This window comes from Allobosea sp. AAP35, from assembly GCF_001295925.1.
Taxonomy (GTDB): domain Bacteria; phylum Pseudomonadota; class Alphaproteobacteria; order Rhizobiales; family Beijerinckiaceae; genus Allobosea.
Genome location: NZ_LJHQ01000037.1, coordinates 14,171 through 33,191, shown reverse-complemented (window position 1 = coordinate 33,191; position 19,021 = coordinate 14,171). Strand labels below are relative to the sequence as shown.

At 66.6% G+C, this 19,021-nt stretch carries 17 protein-coding genes; 14 read left to right on the top strand and 3 right to left on the bottom strand.

Going from position 1 to position 19,021, the window contains the following annotated elements; all coding sequences use genetic code 11:
• Positions 1-96 precede the first annotated feature (96 nt).
• A complete protein-coding gene (gene pbpC, locus IP69_RS12475; protein ID WP_054143287.1) occupies positions 97-2,199 on the top strand; it encodes a penicillin-binding protein 1C in 2,103 nt (700 codons plus the stop codon).
• Between the two features lie 159 nt (positions 2,200-2,358).
• Here pbpC and IP69_RS12470 read toward each other — a convergent pair whose 3' ends face one another.
• Positions 2,359-5,445 (bottom strand): efflux RND transporter permease subunit, encoded by a 3,087-nt coding sequence (locus IP69_RS12470; protein WP_054143151.1) that lies wholly within the window; start codon positions 5,443-5,445, stop codon positions 2,359-2,361.
• Positions 5,442-6,554 (bottom strand): efflux RND transporter periplasmic adaptor subunit, encoded by a 1,113-nt coding sequence (locus IP69_RS12465; RefSeq protein WP_054143150.1) that lies wholly within the window; start codon positions 6,552-6,554, stop codon positions 5,442-5,444. The genes IP69_RS12470 and IP69_RS12465 overlap by 4 nt, the downstream gene beginning before the upstream one ends.
• Positions 6,555-6,632: 78 nt before the next feature.
• Between IP69_RS12465 and IP69_RS12460 the strand changes: the two genes are divergently transcribed.
• The 5 genes from IP69_RS12460 (at position 6,633) to phnE (IP69_RS12440) (ending at position 11,080) form a co-directional block, all read left to right on the top strand.
• On the top strand, positions 6,633-7,316 hold the full coding sequence (locus IP69_RS12460) for a TetR/AcrR family transcriptional regulator (RefSeq protein ID WP_054143149.1): 684 nt from the start codon (positions 6,633-6,635) through the stop codon (positions 7,314-7,316).
• 131 nt (positions 7,317-7,447) lie between these two features.
• Positions 7,448-8,287 (top strand): phosphonate ABC transporter ATP-binding protein, encoded by an 840-nt coding sequence (gene phnC / locus IP69_RS12455; RefSeq protein ID WP_054143148.1) that lies wholly within the window; start codon positions 7,448-7,450, stop codon positions 8,285-8,287.
• Between the two features lie 67 nt (positions 8,288-8,354).
• Positions 8,355-9,272: a phosphonate ABC transporter substrate-binding protein gene (gene phnD, locus IP69_RS12450; protein ID WP_054143147.1), complete on the top strand. Its 918-nt coding sequence runs from the start codon at positions 8,355-8,357 to the stop codon at positions 9,270-9,272.
• 75 nt (positions 9,273-9,347) lie between these two features.
• The gene (phnE, locus tag IP69_RS12445) at positions 9,348-10,229 is read left to right on the top strand and encodes a phosphonate ABC transporter, permease protein PhnE (protein ID WP_054143146.1); all 882 of its coding nucleotides are present in this window, start codon (positions 9,348-9,350) and stop codon (positions 10,227-10,229) included.
• Positions 10,226-11,080, top strand: a complete 855-nt coding sequence (gene phnE, locus IP69_RS12440; RefSeq protein ID WP_054143145.1) for a phosphonate ABC transporter, permease protein PhnE — start codon at positions 10,226-10,228, stop codon at positions 11,078-11,080. The genes phnE (IP69_RS12445) and phnE (IP69_RS12440) overlap by 4 nt, the downstream gene beginning before the upstream one ends.
• A 187-nt stretch (positions 11,081-11,267) precedes the next feature.
• On the opposite strand, the gene phnF is transcribed toward phnE (IP69_RS12440), so the two are convergent.
• Positions 11,268-12,035, bottom strand: coding sequence for a phosphonate metabolism transcriptional regulator PhnF (gene phnF, locus IP69_RS12435; protein WP_156323429.1), 768 nt, complete (start codon positions 12,033-12,035; stop codon positions 11,268-11,270).
• A gap of 85 nt (positions 12,036-12,120) precedes the next feature.
• Between phnF and phnG the strand changes: the two genes are divergently transcribed.
• The 8 genes from phnG (at position 12,121) to IP69_RS12395 (ending at position 18,997) form a co-directional block, all read left to right on the top strand.
• Positions 12,121-12,561, top strand: a complete 441-nt coding sequence (gene phnG / locus IP69_RS12430; protein WP_156323428.1) for a phosphonate C-P lyase system protein PhnG — start codon at positions 12,121-12,123, stop codon at positions 12,559-12,561.
• Positions 12,561-13,163, top strand: a complete 603-nt coding sequence (gene phnH, locus IP69_RS12425; protein WP_054143143.1) for a phosphonate C-P lyase system protein PhnH — start codon at positions 12,561-12,563, stop codon at positions 13,161-13,163. The genes phnG and phnH overlap by 1 nt, the downstream gene beginning before the upstream one ends.
• The gene (locus IP69_RS12420; RefSeq protein WP_054143142.1) at positions 13,163-14,347 is read left to right on the top strand and encodes a carbon-phosphorus lyase complex subunit PhnI; all 1,185 of its coding nucleotides are present in this window, start codon (positions 13,163-13,165) and stop codon (positions 14,345-14,347) included. Before phnH ends, IP69_RS12420 begins: the two co-directional genes overlap by 1 nt.
• Positions 14,344-15,408 carry an alpha-D-ribose 1-methylphosphonate 5-phosphate C-P-lyase PhnJ gene (locus IP69_RS12415; protein ID WP_082359265.1) on the top strand — a complete coding sequence of 355 codons (1,065 nt, stop codon included), beginning with the start codon at positions 14,344-14,346 and terminating at the stop codon, positions 15,406-15,408. Before IP69_RS12420 ends, IP69_RS12415 begins: the two co-directional genes overlap by 4 nt.
• Positions 15,405-16,211 (top strand): phosphonate C-P lyase system protein PhnK, encoded by an 807-nt coding sequence (phnK, locus tag IP69_RS12410; RefSeq protein WP_054143141.1) that lies wholly within the window; start codon positions 15,405-15,407, stop codon positions 16,209-16,211. Before IP69_RS12415 ends, phnK begins: the two co-directional genes overlap by 4 nt.
• Before the next feature lie 253 nt (positions 16,212-16,464).
• Positions 16,465-17,163 (top strand): phosphonate C-P lyase system protein PhnL, encoded by a 699-nt coding sequence (gene phnL, locus IP69_RS12405; protein WP_054143140.1) that lies wholly within the window; start codon positions 16,465-16,467, stop codon positions 17,161-17,163.
• Entirely contained in the window at positions 17,163-18,302 is a 1,140-nt protein-coding gene (locus IP69_RS12400; protein WP_054143139.1) for an alpha-D-ribose 1-methylphosphonate 5-triphosphate diphosphatase, read from the top strand. The genes phnL and IP69_RS12400 overlap by 1 nt, the downstream gene beginning before the upstream one ends.
• Positions 18,299-18,997, top strand: coding sequence for a DUF1045 domain-containing protein (locus IP69_RS12395; protein ID WP_054143138.1), 699 nt, complete (start codon positions 18,299-18,301; stop codon positions 18,995-18,997). The genes IP69_RS12400 and IP69_RS12395 overlap by 4 nt, the downstream gene beginning before the upstream one ends.
• Positions 18,998-19,021: the final 24 nt, after the last annotated feature.

Genomic DNA, 19,021 nt, shown 5'->3' with positions numbered 1-19,021 from the left:
AAGCCGTCATTCTCGGGCGAGGCAGAGCTTCGACCCGAGAATCTCTCGCAGGATGGAGCGCCCTCCCTGCCTGAGATGCTCGGGTCGAGCCCGAGCATGACGGCGAAACGCCGCCGCTTCCGCAAGCTGAAGATTGCAGCCGCGTCCCTCGCTCTGCTCTTCACCGCCGCAACCGCCACGCTCTTCCACTATGCCGCCAGCCTCCCGCCGCTCGACCTCGCCGCCGCAAGCGAGCGCTCGACCGTCGTGCTCGACCGCGAAGGCAAGCTGCTGCGCCCCTTCCTGACCGCCGACGGCCGCTGGAAGCTCCCGGTCGGCGTCGACGACGTCGATCCGCGCTATCTCGCCATGCTCAAGGCCTTCGAGGACAGGCGCTTCGACAGCCACCCCGGCATCGACGCGCTGGGGCTAGCCCGCGCGGCCGGCCAGATGCTATGGAACGGCCGCGTCGTCTCCGGCGGTTCAACCCTGACAATGCAGGTCGCGCGCCTGCTGGAACCGCGCGAGGAGCGAACGCTTGCGGCCAAACTCCGGCAGGCGGTGCGCGCCATCGAGATCGAACGCCGCTTCACCAAGACGGAGATCCTCGATCTTTACCTGACGCTCGCCCCCTTCGGCGGAAATCTCGAAGGCGTTCGAGCCGCGAGCTTTGCTTATTTCGGCAAGGAGCCCAAGCGCCTGTCCACCGCCGAAGCCGCGCTGCTCGTCGCCCTGCCGCAATCACCCGAGACGCGCCGGCCCGACCGGTTCATCGTGGCCGCCCGCAAGGCGCGCGACCGCGTGCTGTCCCGCGTCGCTCAGGCTGGCCTTGCCACGGCTTCCGAGGTCGCCGCCGCTCGTGAAGAACCGGTGCCGACGGCCCGCAAACCCTTCCCCCATCTCGCCCCCCATGTCGCCGAGCAGGTCGTGGCGGAAGCGCCTGTCGCCCGCAGCCACCGCCTCAGCCTCGATGCGCGCCTTCAAGCCAGTCTTGAGAGCCTTGCCCGCGAGCGCGCTCTCGGCCTCCCGCCACAGGTCTCGATCGCCATCCTCGCGATCGACAACGAGACCGGCGAGGTGCGCGCCTCGGTCGGCGGCGTCGATTATTTCGCGACTGAGCGCGCCGGCTCGCTCGATCTGACACGGGCGTTGCGCTCGCCGGGCTCGGCCCTCAAGCCCTTCATCTACGCGCTCGCCTTCGACAACGGCATCGCCCATCCCGAAACGATCCTCGAGGACCGGCCGGCACGCTACGGCATCTACATCCCCGAGAACTTCGACATGAGCTTCCAGGGCATGGTCTCGGCCCGCAAGGCGCTGCAGCTTTCGCTCAACGTACCCGCTGTCGAGCTTCTGTCGGCGTTGGGTCCGCAGCGCTTCCTGTCGCGCCTGCGCGATGCGGGCGTCGCGGTCGCCATGCCCAAGGAAGGCGGTGCGCCCGGCCTCGCCGTCGGGCTCGGCGGGCTCGGCATCACGCTGCAGGACCTGACGCGGCTTTATGCCGGGCTGGCGCGCGGTGGGGAGGTGCCGGAGCTCAAAGTCAGGGCGGAGTCGGCTCCCCAGGATGAGGGCTTCGATAAACATCGCCTCGTCGAGCCTGTCGCCGCCTGGTACGTCGCCGACACGCTGCTCGGAGCCCCGCCGCCGCTCAACGCCGCGCCCGGCCGCATCGCCTTCAAGACCGGCACCTCCTATGGCTATCGCGATGCCTGGGCGGTGGGGTTCGACCGCAAGCACACCATCGGTGTCTGGGTCGGGCGCGCCGACAACGGCGCGGTGCCGGGCCTGGTCGGGCGCAGCGTCGCGGCCCCGATCTTGTTCGACGCCTTCGCGCGGCTCGGCCTCGATCCGCGTCCCTTCCCGCAACCGCCGCATGCGATCGTCGCCACCAGCGCGCATCTGCCGCCACCATTGCGCCATCTGCGCCAGGACGTGCCCAAGACAGTTGCCGCCATGACGACGCCGTCGCTGAGGCTCGCCTTTCCGCCCGAAGGCGCAAGGATCGACCTCTCAGCCTCCACGGCGGACGGACGGCCGGAGCTCAATCTCAAGGTCGCCGGCGGCGCTCCGCCCTACACCTGGCTCGTCGACGGCGCGCCGGTGCTGGCTCCGACGCGTCGGCGCGAAAGCGCCTGGCAGCCGCCGGGCAAGGGCTTCCTGCGGATTTCGGTGATTGACGGCACCGGCGCCAGCGAGAGCGTCTCGGTGCGACTGCAGTAGCTCTTCCCTGACACCAACCGCGCCATCATTCCGGGCGAGCGCAGCGAAGTCCCGGAATCCATCATAGAGCCCGTTCGGAGACGGAGGTTGCTCTACGATGGATTCCGGAGCGGCGCGGCTTCGCCGCTTGTCCGGAATGAAGGGTGCGATAGGGAGCCCTTACTCCGCCGGTTGCGGATGCGCCGCCGGCCCATCCTTCGCCACATGCCCATGCACCGCCCGCTTCTTGCTGGCGAGGTAGGAATAGGCGACCGGAACCACATAGAGCGTCAACAGCGTGCCGAAGGTCATGCCGCCGACGATGACCCAGCCGATCTGCGAGCGGCTTTCGGCGCCCGCGCCGCTCGCCAGCGCCAGCGGCACCGCACCGAGCACCATCGCGCCCGTGGTCATCAGGATCGGGCGCAGCCGCATCTCGGCCGCCTCGACCAGCGCATCGGCCATCTCCTTGCCCTCCTCCCGGAGCTGGTTGGTGAACTCCAGGATCAGGATGCCGTGCTTGGTGATGAGGCCGACCAGCGTGATCAGCCCGATCTGGCTGTAGACGTTCATCGTCCCGCCGGTGAAGTAAAGCGCCGCCAGCGCGCCCGTCAGCGACAGCGGCACCGAGACCATGATCACGACCGGGTCGATGAAGCTCTCGAACTGCGCCGCCAGCACCAGATAGATGAAACCCAGCGCGAGCAGGAAGACGATTGCGATCGAAGCGCCCGACTGCTTGAACTCGCGACTCTGGCCGCCATAGTCGATCTGCACCGTCTTCGGCAGCACCTTGGCCGCGGCCTGTTCCAGCACATTCAGCGCATCGCCGAGCGAATAACCGGGACCGGGAACGGCCGTGATCGTCGCCGAACGCAGCTGGTTGAAGCGGATCAGCTCCTTGGGCGCGACGCCCTCCTCAACCGTGACCAGGCTCGACAGCTGCACCACCGCGCCGCCGCGCCCCATCAGATAGATCGACTGCAACGCCTGGGGCGTATTGCGGTCCTCGCCCGCGACCTGGATGACGACATCGTACTGCTCGCCATTCATGTTGAAGCGCGTGACCTGGCGCCCGCCCAGCAGCGTCTCCATCGTCCGGCCGATGACATCGACGCCGACCCCGAGATCGGCCGCGCGCTGCCGGTCGATCGAGACCTTGATCTGCGGCTTGTCGAGGATGAGGTTGGATTCGACGTTCGTCAGCGCCGGCGAACCCGAGACCTCGGCAATGACGGCATCGACATAGTCCTTGATCTGCACATAGGATTCCGACGAGCGCAGCACGAACTCGATCGGCCTGCTGCTGGCCCCGCCCTGGCCCAGCGAAGGCGGGTTGGTGGCAAACAGGCGGATGCCCGGGATTTGCGACAGGCTGCGGTTCATTTCCGCGACGATGTCCTGCTGCTTGCGCGTGCGCTCCTCCCAGGGCTTAAGCCGGGCAAAGGCGATGGCCCGGGTCACATCCGGGAAACCGACGATGACGAGATAGGTCTGCACTTCGGGTATCTTGCTGACGATCTCCTCGACGCGCCTTGCGTATTCGGCGGTGAAGCTGATCGTCGCGCCTTCGGGGGCCACGCCGATCGCCGTGATCGTGCCGCGATCCTCGACCGGAGCCAGTTCGGAGCGCAGGCCGGTGAAGAAGAAATAGCTCGCCCCGGCGACAGCCAAAGCCAGGATGACGATCACCGGGCGGATCGACAGCGCCCCGCGCAGCGAGGCGCGGTAACCGCGCGAGAGCCCGTTGAAGCCGCGCTCCATCACCGTGTAGAGCCAGCCATGCGAGCTTTCGTGCTTTAAAAGCTTGGCACACATCATCGGCGTCAGCGTCAGCGCGACGAAGCCCGACACCAGCACGGCGCCCGCCAGCGTGAGCGCAAATTCGATGAAGAGCTTGCCGGTGCGGCCGGTGGAGAACGCCATCGGCGCATAGACCGCGACCAGCGTCAGCGTCATTGCGATGACCGCGAAGGCGATCTCGTTGATGCCGCGGATCGCCGCCGCATTGGATTCCATGCCGTCCTCGATGTGACGATGCACGTTTTCGAGAACGACGATCGCATCGTCGACGACGAGCCCGATCGCCAGCACCATCGAGAGCAGCGTCAGCGTGTTGACGGTGAAACCGAACGCATACATCAGCGCAAACGACCCCACGAGCGACACCGGAATGGTGACGAGCGGGATCAGCGTCGCGCGCAGCGAGCGCAGGAAGATGAAGATGATCAGGACGACCAGCACCGTCGCTTCCGCGATCGTCACATAGACGGCCTGGATCGAGCGGTCGATGAAAACCGAGCTGTCATAGGAGGTGGCGATGGTCATGCCATCGGGCAGATCCTCGATGATCTCCGGCAAGGCCGCACGCACGCCGCTGGAGACGTCGAGCGGATTGGCCGTCGCCTGCTTGACGATGCCGATCGTCACGGACGAGTTGCCCGAAAACCAGGCGGCATTGCGCTCGGCCAGCGCCCCGAGTTCGACCTTGGCGACATCCTGCAGCTTCACGGGGAAGCCGTTGACATCCTTCACCACGATTTGCTGGAACTGTTCGGGCGTGGTCAGCCCGGTCTGCGACAGCACGGTGAATTCGCGGTTGTTGCTCTCGATCCGGCCCGAGGGAATTTCGACGTTCTGCGCGCGAACCGCCGCCTCGATCTCCTGCACGGTGATATTGTAGGCCGACATCCGGGCCCGATCGAGCCAGATCCGCATCGCATAGCGCCGCTCGCCGCGAATCTGGACCTCTGCCACGCCGGTGATGTTCTGGACGCGATCGGTGATGAAGCGGTCGGCGAAATCGGTCAGTTCCAGCGGGTTGTGGCGTGAACTGACCAGCGAGAGGAACAGGATCGGCTGCGCGTCGGCCTCGACCTTGGCGATGATCGGCTCGTCGATTTCGGTCGGCATGCGCCCGCGCACGCGGCTGACGCGGTCGCGCACGTCGGAGGCAGCGACATCGGGATCGACATCGGGCCGGAAGCGCACGGAAATGTTGCTCTGCTCCTGGCGGCTGGTCGAGGAGATGATCTCGATGCCCTCAATGCCGGCGATCGAATTTTCCAGGATCTGCGTGACCTGCGTCTCGATGATCTCGGCGCTGGCCCCCGAATAGACGGTCCGCACCGAGACGATCGGCTCGTCGATATTGGGGTATTCGCGCACGGTGAGGCGCGTATAGGAGACGGCGCCGATCAAAAGCACGAGTAGGCTCAGCACCGTCGAGAGGACGGGCCGGCGGACGAAGAGTTCGAACAGGCTCATGGCTGCGGGCTCGGAGCTGTGCCGGGAAGGGCGCTGGTCTGGACCGGCGGCTGCGCGTTCTTGATCGAAACGGTCGCGCCCTCGCGCAGACGCATCTGACCGGAGCTGACCACCTGCATCTGGGGTGTCAGGCCCTTCACGATTTCGACCTTGCCGGGCAGGCGCTTGCCGAGCTCGACGCGCACGCGTTTCGCCTTTCCGTTCTCGACGATGTAGACAATCTTGCCAACACCGTCAGGCACCACAGCCGATTCCGGGATCAGCATCGCATTCTCGCGCCGATCGACGACGATGGTGACACGGGCAAACAGGCCGGGCTTCAGGACGAGGTCCGCATTGGGGACCGTGGCGCGCAGCCGGATCGCGCGGCCATTGACGTCGACCACCGGATCGACGGCGAAGATATTGCCCTTGAAGTCGGCTCCCGGCACGGCATCGACCTTCAGGCTGATGGTCTGCCCGACCTTGACCTGGGCGAGGAAGATTTCCGGCACCCGGAAATCGACCTTGATCGGGTCGATATTGGTCAGCGTGATCAATTGCTTGCCGACGGACACATAGTCGCCGACGCTGACGGAGCGCAGGCCCACGACGCCGTTGAAGGGCGCCATGATCGCCGACTGCGCCAGCTTGGCCTGGGCGAGTTGGATGCGCGCCTCGCTGGAGGCAAGCTGGGCGGTCGCCTGCTCGAGCGCCACCTGCGTGCCTGCGCCGCGCTGCACCAGCGACTGGTTGCGCTGGAAGGTGTCGCGCGCCAGGCTGAGATCGGCCTGGAGCTGCTTGAGTTCGGCATCGAGGATCGCCGTGTCGAGCCTGACGAGCAGCTGGCCTCTTTCGACGCGCTGGCCTTCCTTGAACCCGAGCGCCGTGACGCGGCCGGCGATCTCGGGCGCGATCACGACGGATTCGTCGGCCGCCAGCGTCCCCAGCGCCTCGACCTCCTCATTGACCGTCGCGCGCTCGATCCGCGTGACCTCGATCGGCACGGCGCCACGCGCAGCCGGCGCAGCGGCCTGGGCCGGGACCTGGGTCTGCTTGTAATGACGGTAGCCGTAATAACCACCGCCCGCCAGACCGATGATGAGGAGCAGATAGACAAGCCGCTTCATAAAACTGGACGCTCCGGGAATGTCGATTTAGCTTAGACTCACCAGTCCAGTTTGATAAGGGCCGCGCTAGGCGGAAACATGACAGCGACGAACCGGTCAAGAACCTCCGCGAGCGAAGCGACCACTGCGATCCGGCTCGATGCAAGACGCCTGCCGTCCGAGAAGGCGCGCAGCGACAAGCATCAGGCGATTACGCAGGCGGCCTCGGAGATGTTCCTCGCGGAAGGTTTCGATGGGGTCACCCTGGACCAGATCGCGCAACGCGCCGGCGTGTCCAAGCAGACAATCTACAGCCATTTTTCCGATAAGCAGGGGCTTTTCCGCGCCATCTGCACCGAACTGACCGAGAGATTGACGATTCCGCTGCGCAAATCGGTGGCCAGGGGCGATCTCCGCAGCACGCTCACGCGCCTCGGCGAGGATGCGCTGGCGATGATGCTGCACCCCGCCTCGCTCGATCTTCACCGTCTCGTGATGAGCGCCGCGCTGCGCTTTCCCGAACTGGGCCAGGCCGCTTATGAAGCCGGCGCGGAGCGCCTGGTCGGCGACCTTTCGACGCTGCTTCTGCAACGTTCACAAATGGGTGATGGTCTGCGCGAGCCGATCGATGAGAAGCGCGCCCGGATCCTGGCCGAACAGTTCATCGGCATGCTGCGCGGCTTTCATCAGCTGCGCGGCCTGCTCGCCATCGAGCCGTTGCCGGCGACAGACCGCAGCGCCTATGTCGCGGCTTGCGTCGATCTGCTGTTGCGCGGCGCCTGAGACGACGACAGCCTGTCACCCGGTCGTCATCTCCGCTGGCTAGCTCTTTCTCATGAAACGGCGTGAACCCGACGGCAGCCCAGCCTGCCGCCGGCTGAATTCATGCTCGTCATGCAAGCGAGACTGCGACCATGCTGCGTATCGAAGGCCTGACCAAGCGCTTCGGCGGGAACGCCGCCGTCGATGACGTCACGCTCTCCATCCCGCGGGGCGAGATGGTCGGCATCATCGGTCGGTCCGGAGCCGGCAAATCGACCCTGCTGCGGATGCTCAACCGTCTGGCCGATCCCAGCGCCGGCCGCATTGTCTCCGGCGAGCGCGACGTCACCGCCCTGAAGGGCGCGGCGCTGCGCCGCTGGCGGCGCGACACGGCGATGATCTTTCAGCAGTTCAACCTCGTCGGCCGCCTCGACGTTCTCACCAATGTCCTGCTCGGCCGGCTGAACCACCGCGCTGCCGGGTTGACCCTGATCAAGAGCTTTTCGCGCGACGACAAGATCCGCGCCATCGCCGCGCTCGAGCGCCTCGACATGGGCCATCTCCTCGCCCAGCGCGCCGAGACCCTTTCGGGCGGCCAGCAGCAGCGCGTCGCTATCGCCCGCGCCCTCGTTCAGGAGCCGCAGATCATCCTCGCCGACGAGCCGATCGCCTCGCTCGACCCGCGCAACACCCAGGTCGTGATGGATGCGCTGTTCCGGATCAACCGCGAGGACGGCATCACCGTCGTCTCGAACCTGCATCACCTCGATATCGCATCGAAATACTGCGACCGGCTGATCGGCATGGCCGCTGGCAAGGTCGTTTTCGACGGCCCGCCCCATCAGCTCACCAGCGAGGTCGCGGCCAAGCTCTACGGCATCGAGGCCAAGGATGCCGGCGCCGAGGCGCTGCACCAGCTCGACGCCATCGCCAGCGAGGAAGCCGGGCGCGCCAAGCAGGATGCCGAGCGCGCAAAACACAACGTTGCCTGAAGTCCCGTCCCCGGCTCTCCGGGGATTCCCGACACCAACCGATCCACCACACCGCCAGGAGCCACCCATGCTGACCCGTCGCCATACCCTCACGCTCGCCGCCGCCGGCCTCGCCGCCGCGCTGGCCACCCCCGCCTTCGCCCAGGATTGGAAGGCGAAGTTCCCCGAGCTCGTTTTCGCCGTCGTCCCGGCCGAGAACGCCTCGGGCGTGACCGAGCGCTATGCGCCCTTCGCCGCCTACCTGACCAAGGAACTCGGTGTGAAGGTGACGGTGCGTGTCGCCAACGACTACGCGGCCGTGATCGAAGGCCAGCGCGCCGGCAACATCCATATCGGCGAATACGGCCCGTCTTCTTACGTCCGTGCCTGGACCGTCTCGAACGGCGGCGTCGAGCCCTTCGCGACGCTTCGCGCCTTCGACGGCTCGACCGGCTATTATTCGGTTGCCTATGCCAAGAAGGATACGGCGGGCGCCAAGCTCGAGGATTTCAAGGGCAAGAACCTCTGCCTCGTCGATCCCAACTCGACCTCGGGCAACAACGTGCCGCTGTATTCGATGGCCAAGATGAGCATCGAGCCCGACAAGTTCTTCGGCAAGATCGTCAACGCCGGCAGCCACGAGAACGCCGTCATGGCGGTTCAGCAGGGCACCTGCGAAATCGGCTTCAACTGGTGGAACTCGGAAGAAGACTCCAACCTCTCTCGGATGGCCAACAAGAACATGGTCAAGAAGGACGATTTCAAGATCGTCTTCAAGTCGGACAAGATCCCCGGCTCGCCCTACGCCATGCTGTCGTCGATGCCCGCCGAGCTGAAGACCGCGATCTCCAAGGCCTTCTTCGACATGCAGACCAAGGACAAGGCGGCCTTCGACAAGCTGTCCGACGGCAAGTCGCCCGGCTTCGCCCCGATGAAGCATGAAGACTACAACGTCACCATCGAACTGCAGAAGTTCGTCGACGACCTCCGCAAGAAGCGCAGCTGATCGCCTAACTGCTCGGGCCCCTCTCGTGCTGCGAGAGGGGCCCGCCTGCGTCTTGGCTGACGGACCCAAACCGACATGACTCTCGCGATCGACCGTAACGATCCGGCGCTCCTCGCCCATGCCGATCTCTATCGGCGTGAGATGGCGGTGAAGCGCCGGCAGACACTGATAGGTGGCGCGATCTTCGTCGCCTGCGTGATCGCGGCGGCGATCGGCTCGGAAGCCAACCCGATCAAGTTCTTCGAGAACGTCTGGCGTTTCCCCAAATACATCGTCGATACGATGCCGACGCTGCGCTTCGCGACGTTCGGTGCCGACGTGGCCGAGTGGTTCTGGGGCCTGAATGGCTGGCTGAAGCTGCTCTGGCAGACAGTCCTGATCGCCTATACCGGCACGATCATCGGCGTCGTCGGCGGCTTCCTGCTCTGCTTCGTCGCGGCCGCCAACCTCGGCGCCAGGGGTTGGCTGCGGTTTGCCACCAAGCGCTATCTCGAATTCTGCCGCACGGTGCCGGAACTCGTCTTCGCACTGATCTTCGTCATCGCCTTCGGCCTCGGCCCCCTGCCGGGCGTGCTCGCCATCGCGATCCACACCACCGGCGCCATGGGCAAGCTGTTCTCGGAGGTCGTCGAGAACATCGACATGAAGCCGGTCGACGGCCTGACCGCGACCGGCGCGGGCTGGTGGCAGGTCATCCGCTATGCCGTCGTCCCGCAGGTTCTGTCGAACTTCGCCAGCTACTCGCTGCTGCGCTTCGAGATCAATGTGCGCGGCGCCTCGATCATGGGCTTCGTCGGCGCCGGCGGCATCGGCCAGGATCTGATCGAGGCCATCCGCAAATTCTACTTCACCGACGTCAGCGCCATCCTGTTGCTGATCATCGTCACCGTGATGCTGATCGATTACGGCACCGAGCGCCTGCGCCATGCGCTGCTGAGCCTGGAGCAAGGCAAATGAGCCTCGTCCTCTCCCCCACAGAGCAGTCCGCGCTGGTCGAACGGCACAAGGCGGCGATCGACGGTTCGCTGCGGACCCGCCTGACGACGATTGCGGTCGTGCTCGGCCTCGTCGGCCTGTTTCTCCACGGGCTTTCGACACTTGAAGTCTCGTTCTGGCGCCTGATCGCCGGCTTCGGCAATCTCGGCACCTTCGTTGTTTTGATGCTGCCGCCCGATCCAGGCTCGTTCGCGCGCGCCATCCTGTTCATCAAGGCCTTGTTCGAGACCATCGCGATCGCCTTCCTCGGCACGATCCTGGCGGCAATCCTGGCCTTCCCGCTTGGCTTCCTCGCCGCCAAGAACGTCGTCGCCAACCGCGTCGTCCATTTCTTCGCGCGCCGCTCGATGGACACGGTGCGCGGGGTCGATGCGCTGATCTGGGCGCTGATCTGGGTCAATGTCGTGGGCCTGGGCCCTTTCGCCGGCATGCTCGCGATCATGACCAGCGATCTCGGCGCCTTCGGCAAGCTCTATTCGGAAGCCATCGAATCCGCCGACCGCAAGCCGGTCGAGGGCGTCACCTCGATGGGCGGCAACAAGCTCCACGAGATCCGCTTCGGCCTGATCCCCCAGGTGCTGCCGGTGATCGCGAGCCAGGTGCTCTACTACATCGAATCCAACACCCGTTCCTCGACCATCATCGGCATCGTCGGCGCCGGCGGCATCGGCCTCTACCTCGCCGAGACCATCCGCACGCTCGAATGGCAGCAGGTCTCCTTCCTGATCCTGCTGATCTTGGCGGCCGTCACCGCGATCGATTTCATCTCGGCCAAGCTGCGCTTCGCGATTATCGGCAAGCGCGCCATCTGACGCATCGACGCGTGTCATTCTGGGGCTTTGCAAAGCAAAGAACCCGGAACCCATGACAGGGTAAGATCGCCCGGGCCGGCGCTCCGACATGGCGGCCGTCGCGTCATGACATTCAACCCGGTCGTGGATTCCGGGTTCTGCCCTGCGGGCCGCCCCGGAATGACAGGAGGCTCGCCCTACACCTACTTCACTCCGCGAACGGCTCGACCACCATCTCCATGCGCTCGCCGGCAAAGACGCTGCTGACGAGATGGATCGGCGTCAGGTCCGGCAGTGCATCGACCGCCAGCGACACCATCACGGCTGCCCCGGGCTCGATGTGCAGGAGATCCGCCTCCCGCTCGCTGGCAAGCCGCGCTGTCAGCCGCGTCGAGAGGCGAACATAATCGGCGATGCCATAGGCCTTCAGCGCCGCCGTCATCGATCCCTCGGCTTCGCGATAGGCCGCGTCGAAGCCCGGAAACCGCGCCACCGAAAGCCAATGCGTGCCGGTGCCCATCGGCGTGCCGTCGGCGCGGCTCAGACTTTCAAGCCGCCACAGCGCCGCGCCCGGCTCCAGCCCCAGCGCCGCGCAGGTCTCCGGTTCGCCCACGATCTGCTGCTGCGACAGGATGCTGCCCGATCCGACGAGCCCGATGCGGCCGAGATTGGCCCGCAAGCTGACCCGCCGCCCGAGCGGATATGGAACGCGCCGCGCGCTGACCTGCGTGCCGCGCCCGCGCGACACCGTGACCAGCCCCTGCTCCGCCAGATGCCGAAACGCCTGCCGCACCGTGTGGCGATGCACGCCATGCTGGTCCGCCAGCACGGTCGCCGCCGGCAGCGTATCGCCTGCCGCATAGGCGCCGCCAGCGATCGCTGCGGCCAGTTCATCGGCGATCCGGCGCCACGCCGTGCCGGGCTCGGCAGATCCTGCCTCCGGCGCGACATCGCGCATGGCCTTCACATCAGTCACCAAAGCGTCATGCAAAATGTATAGACCTTTCGTCGCAGCTCAGCTATTATAGTCTAGACATTCAAGAACCACCAGACGGCGGACGATGATGACGGCAGAGAAATCCGAGAGGCAAGGCTGGATGGCGGTTTTGTCCCGCGCCTCCCGTGCCGAGATCGCGGCCCTGCTGGGGCCTGATCTGCCCGAGCACGAGGTGCTGAAGGCCCCCGAGATCGGGACCGTGATGGTCGAGGGCCGCGCCGGCGGCGCCGGCCGCCGCTTCAATCTCGGCGAAGCCACGGTGACGCGCTGCGTCGTGCGGCTCGCCGACGGGTTGATGGGCTTCTCCTATGCGCTGGGCCGTGACGCCCGGAAGGCGCGCCTCGCCGCGATCCTCGATGCGCGGTTGCAGGCGCAAGCCCCGGGCTCGGCGCTGCACCAGGCCGTCGGCGCGCTCGCTGCCCGCCAGGCGACAGCCCGCGACCTCGCCTCGCGCAAGGCCGCCGCGACCAAGGTCGATTTCTTCACACTGGTACGGGGCGCCTGATGACCACGAACCCCCTCATCGGCGCGGGCTTCACCGACCCGGTCTTCCAGTCGCAGAGCGCCTTCCGCGCGCTGCTCGCCGCCCTGTCCGAGCCCGGCACGCGGCAGGTCGTCACTGGCGGCATCGCGCCGCCCGACGGCCTGCATGCGGCGACCGCAACCGCCCTGCTGACGCTCGCCGATTACGAGACACCGATCTGGCTGCCGCCGGGCTTGCGCGACGACGTGGCCGGCGCCTGGCTGCGCTTCCACTGCGGCGCCGCCCTCGTTTCCGAGCCCGGCCTTGCCGCCTTCGCCGTCATCGACGGCGCCTCGAGCGCACCCCTGCTCGCTGATTTCAACCCTGGCAACGACCAGTTCCCCGACCGCTCGACCACCGTCATCGTGCAGTGCACCGGGCTCGACGGCGATGAAGCGGTGACGCTGACGGGTCCGGGCATCGCCAACTCGCGCCTCATCTCGCCCGCCGGCCTGCGCCCTGGCTTCTGGGCCGAGGTCGCCGCCAACAATGACGCCTATCCGCTCGGCGTCGATCTCCTGCTCAGCCATGGCGACGCCGTTTTCGGGCTGCCGCGCTCGACCCGGATCGGGGAGGCCATCTGATGTATGTAGCCGTCAAGGGCGGCGAGGCCGCCATCCTCGCCACGCATGATCTGGTCGCGGAGGCCCGCCGTGGCGACGCGGCCGTGCCGGAAATCTCGGTCGCGCAAATCCGCGAGCAGCAGGGCCTCGCCTGTGCCCGCGTCATGAACGAAGGCTCGCTTTACGATGCCGATCTTGCGGCGCTGGCGCTCAAGCAGGCGCAGGGCGACGTCATCGAGGCCGCCTTCCTGATGCGCGCCTACCGCACGACGCTGCCGCGCTTCGGATCGTCCGAGCCGATCGATACAGCCCGGATGGCGATCCGCCGCCGCGTCTCGGCGACCTACAAGGATCTGCCGGGCGGGCAGGTGCTGGGGCCGACCTATGACTACACGCACCGGCTGTTCGATTTCGCGCTGATGGACAACGAGAGCGTCATGGTCGGGCCTGACCCGACCATATCAGGACAAGACGGCGCATCTGGCGCGAACGCGGCAGGAGATGCTCGGGTCAAGCCCGAGCATGACGCGAAACCCCTTGATTCCCACATGCCCCGCGTCCCCGACATCCTTGGCGCCGAGGGGCTGATGGAGCCGGAGATCGCACCCGAGGGTGACCCCCGCCCCTTCGACCTCACCCGCGAGCCGGTCTCCTTCCCGGCCGATCGCGATGTCCGGCTGCAGGCGATGGCGCGCGGCGACGAGGGTTTTCTGCTCGGCCTCGGCTATTCGGTGCAGCGCGGCTTCGGCAACAGCCACCCCTTCGTGGGCGAGATCCGCGTCGGCGAGGTTTCGGTCGAGTTCGTGCCCGAGGAACTCGGCTTCGCGGTCGATCTCGGCGAGATCACCCTGACCGAATGCCAGATGGTCAACCAGTTCGCCGGCTCGAAGGATGTCCCGCCGCAGTTCACCCGCGGCTACGGCCTGGCCTTCGGCCACAGCGAGCGCAAGGCGATGTCGATGTCCTTGGTCGACCGGGCGCTGAAATGCCGCGAGTTCGGCGAGGCGGCGCAGTACCCGGCGCAGCAGGACGAATTCGTCCTCTATCACTCCGACAATGTCGAGGCGGCCGGCTTCGTCGAACATCTCAAGCTGCCCCATTACGTTGATTTCCAAGGCGAGCTCGAACTGATCCGCCGCATCCGCAAGGAGCGGGCCGAGCGCCTGGCGAATGAAACCGAAGCTCTGCCGGAGGCAGCGGAATGAACGCTCAGCAGACTTGGCCGGCAGACGACGCCAGCCCCGCCTACAACTACGCCTATCTCGACGAGCAGACGAAGCGGATGATCCGCCGCGCCTTGCTCAAGGCCGTGGCCGTGCCCGGCTATCAGGTGCCGTTCGGCTCGCGCGAAATGCCGCTCGCCCGCGGCTGGGGCACCGGCGGCATTCAGGTCACGGCGGCGATCATCGGACCCGACGACACGCTGAAGGTCATCGACCAGGGCGCCGACGACACCACCAACGCGGTCTCGATCCGCCGCTTCTTCGAGAAGACCGCCGACGCCCGCACCACGGAAGCGACCGCCGAGGCGACGATCATCCAGACTCGGCACCGCATCCCGGAGGCGCCGCTGCGTGCGGGCCAGATCATGGTCTACCAGGTCCCCCAGCCCGAGCCGCTGCGCAAGCTCGAGCCGCGCGAGGCCGAGACCCGGAAGATGCACGCCTGGGCCGAATACGGCCTGATGCAGGTCAAGCTCTACGAGAACATCGCCCGCTTCGGCGAGGTGACGACGACCTATGATTACCCGGTCATGATCAACGGCCGCTACATCATGGCGCCATCCCCCATTCCGAAATTCGACAATCCCAAGATGCACATGTCGCCGGCGCTGCAGCTCTTCGGCGCCGGCCGCGAGAAGCGCATCTATGCGTTGCCGCCGCATACCAGCGTGCGCAGCCTCGATTTCGAGGACCATCCCTTCCGCATCCAGAGCTGGAGCGCACCCTGCGCGCTCTGCGCCGCGACCGACAGCTATCTCGACGAGGTCGTGATCGACGACCAGGGCGCGCGCATGTTCGTCTGCTCCGACAGCCATCATTGCGAGACGCGGCGGGCGCAGGGTCATCGCGGCACGATGCTGGGCGATGCGGCGACGAGCGGTCTGGTCGATCCTTCTCCCTCCGCCGTCATCCCGGGCGACCGCAGGGAGACCCGGGATCCATTCCGGAACCCCACCGAGCAAGGCTCAGGCATGGATCCCGGGTCTGCGCTTCGCTCCGCCCGGGATGACGACGCGAAGGTGGAAGCGGGAGCGAAATCATGACCACCCACGCCACCTTCCCCGAAACCGCCTACGATCCTGCCCCACTTCTCTCCGTCACCGGCGTCTCGCGCTTCTATGGCGAGCGCATCGGCTGCAAGGACGTCTCCTTTGATCTTTGGCCGGGTGAGGTGCTCGGCATCGTCGGCGAATCCGGCTCCGGCAAGTCGACCCTGCTGCGCTGCCTTGCCGGAATCGACCAGCCCGATGAGGGCGAGGTCCTGTTCCGCGGCGGTCCGGAACCGCTCGACATCTATTCGGTGCCGGAGCAGGAGCGCCGCCGGCTGATGCGCACGGCCTGGGGCATCGTCCACCAGAACCCGCGCGACGGGCTGCGCATGGACGTTTCGGCCGGCGGCAATGTCGGCGAGCGCCTGATGGATCGCGGCGACCGGCACTACGGCGCGATCCGCGAGCGCGCGCTCGACTGGCTCTCCCGCGTCGAGATCGCTGGCGCGCGCATCGACGACCGGCCGCGCCAGTTCTCCGGCGGCATGCAGCAGCGCCTCCAGATCGCCCGCGTGCTGGTCTCCGAGCCTCGGCTTGTCTTCATGGACGAGCCGACCGGCGGGCTCGACGTCTCGGTCCAGGCCAAGCTGCTCGACCTGCTGCGCGTGCTGGTGCGCGATCTCGGGCTGGCCGCGATCATCGTCACCCATGACCTCGCGGTGGCGCGCCTGCTGACCGATCGGCTGATGGTGATGAAGGACGGGCATGTCGTCGAGCAGGGGCTGACCGACCAGGTGCTGGACGATCCCCACCACGCCTATACGCAACTCCTGACCTCGGCGGTTTTGACCGTATGAGCGGGTTCGTCCAGCCGCAATGGTCGGGCTTCTCATTGCCGCCCGCGACGGCCCCGGGCACGGGCGATGAAAGCCCGCAGCCGACGGGGCACGAGATCGACCGCCTCACGCTGGGCCCCGGCCAGGCCGTCGCGCCACCATCGGCGGCACCCACCGCCCCGGCTTCGCCCGTGCGGGGCGCTGCCGAGGTAGGCTTCGTCACATCCGCGTCACCCCGCGCGCACAAGGCACTGAGCCTAGGACTCCAGACCCCATGAACACGATGATTCGCGTCGAGAACGTCGCCAAGGCCTTCATCCTGCATAACCAGGGCGGCGTCCGGCTGCCCGTCTTTGGCGACGTCAATTTCAGCGTCGAGGCCGGCGAGGCGCTGGTGCTGGCGGGCGCATCGGGCGCCGGCAAGTCCAGCCTGCTTCGCATCCTCTACGGCAATTACCGCCCGACATCGGGCACGATCCATATCACCCATGGCGGGCAGCCGGTGGATATCGTCGCGGCCGTGCCGCGCACCGTGCTCGACATCCGCCGCCGCACGCTGGGCTTCGTCTCGCAGTTTCTGCGGGTGATCCCGCGCGTCAGCGCACTCGACATCGTGCGCGACCCGCTGCTGGCCCGGGGCGTGTCGCCAGATCAGGCGAGCGAGCGGGCGCAGGCTATGCTGGCGCGCCTCAACCTGCCGGAGCGCCTCTGGAACCTCGCACCCGCCACGTTCTCCGGTGGCGAGCAGCAGCGCGTCAACATCGCCCGCTCCTTCGTCGATCCCTCCGCCATCATGCTGATCGATGAGCCGACCGCTTCGCTCGACGCGGCCAACCGCGACGTTGTGGTCGATCTCATCGCCGAAGCCCGTGCTAAAGGGTCCGCCATCGTCGGGATTTTCCACGACGAGGCCGTGCGCGAAAAGGTCGCGACGCGCTATCTCGACATCACCGACTTTCGGAAGGCTGCCTGATGCAGACCGTTTTGACCAATGCCCGCCTGATCCTCGAAAACGAGATCGTCACCGGCACGGTCGTCTTCGACGACACCGGCATCACTGCCGTCGATCAGGGCCTCTCCTCATTGCCCGGTGCGATCGATGCCGGCGGCGACTATGTCGCGCCAGGCCTGGTCGAGATGCACACCGACAACATGGAAAAGCACTTCATGCCGCGGCCCAAGGTCTTCTGGCCGAACGGGCTCGCCGCCGCGCTGGTCCATGACGCGCAGATGGCGGCAGCCGGCGTCACCACCGTCTATGACGCGATCTGCGCCGGCACGCCGTTCTCGGCCAAGGACTACCGCAAGGACATCTTCGCCGATGTGATGAAGGCGCTGGAGGAAGGCCGCCGCGAGGGCGTCTTTCGCATCGACCACCGCATCCACATGCGCTGCGAGCTGACGAGCCCGGATCTGCTCACCGACATCGAGCCTTATCAGGACGACGAACTCGTCCAGCTCGTCTCGCTGATGGACCATACGCCGGGCCAGCGCCAATGGCGCAACATCGAGCATTTGCGCACCTATGCCATCGGCACCGGCAAGAGCGAGGCCGAGTTCAAGGAGGACGTCACGACCCGTCAGCAGGAAGGCGCCACCAATGTCAGGCGCAACTGGCAGGCCGTGGTGGACGTGTTCCGCTCGCGCGGCATCCCGATCGCGACCCATGACGACACCACGGTCGAGCATGTCGAGGAGGGCCTCGCCTCGGGCGCCGTGATCTCGGAATTTCCGACCACTGTCGAAGCCGCAGCCGCCGCCAAGCAGCGCGGGCTGGCGACCATCGCCGGCGCCCCCAATGTCGTGCGCGGCGGCTCGCATTCCGGCGGTGTTTCGGTTTCCGAACTCGCCGAAAAGGGCCTGCTCGACGGGCTGTCTTCGGACTATGTGCCCGCCAGCCTGCTCCAGGCGGTGCTGAAGCTTCACAACGATCATGGCCTCGGCCTGCCCGACGCGATGGGCATGGTGACCTGGAAGGTCGCCGACATTCTGGGCCTGAAGGATCGCGGCCATCTCCGGACCGGTCTGCGAGCCGACCTCGTGCGCTTCAAGGCACTGGGCCCGACCCCCGTCATCGCGGCCGTCTGGTCGCAAGGGCAGCGCGCGTTTTGAGCACGCCACGTTACGCCATCTACTATGCTCCCCCGGCCAACAGCGCGCTCTGGCGCTTTGGCTGCGCGACCCTTGGCTATGATGCCTTCACCGGCGACGACGTCGCCTTTGCCGTCCCGGCCGGCGCCGATGCCGAAAGCTGGCCGCAACTCACGGCCGAACCCCGCCGCTATGGCTTCCATGCCACGCTGAAGGCACCCTTCACTTTGGCGAACGGGCGCAGCGAGGGCCAGCTGCGGGCCTTTACCCATCAGATCGCCGCCGGGCTGGCGCGCGTGCCGCTGGCCGGCTTGACCGTCACCGCACTCGGCTCCTTCGTCGCTCTGGTGCCGGCACAGCCGAGCCCAGCCCTGCAGAAATTCGCCTTCGACATGGTCCAGGCCTTTGAGCCGTTTCGCGCGCCGCTGAGCGCCGCCGATCTGGAGCGACGCCTCGCCAGCCCGCTGACGCCGGCACAACGGGCCTATCTCGAAGCCTTCGGTTACCCTTATGTCGGCGATGACTTCCGCTTCCACATGACCTTGACCGGCTCGCTGCCGCGCGACGCGGTCGCTTCCCTCACGGCCGCGCTGGCCGATGCCCATGCGGCGGCGGTACCTGCGGAGCCCTTGGCCATCGACCGCCTTGCCCTGTTCCGGCAGGACGACCGCGACGGCCGCTTCCGCGTGATCGACAGCTTCCCGTTCGGCCACTGAGCCGGACGAGCTTTCCGCACAAGA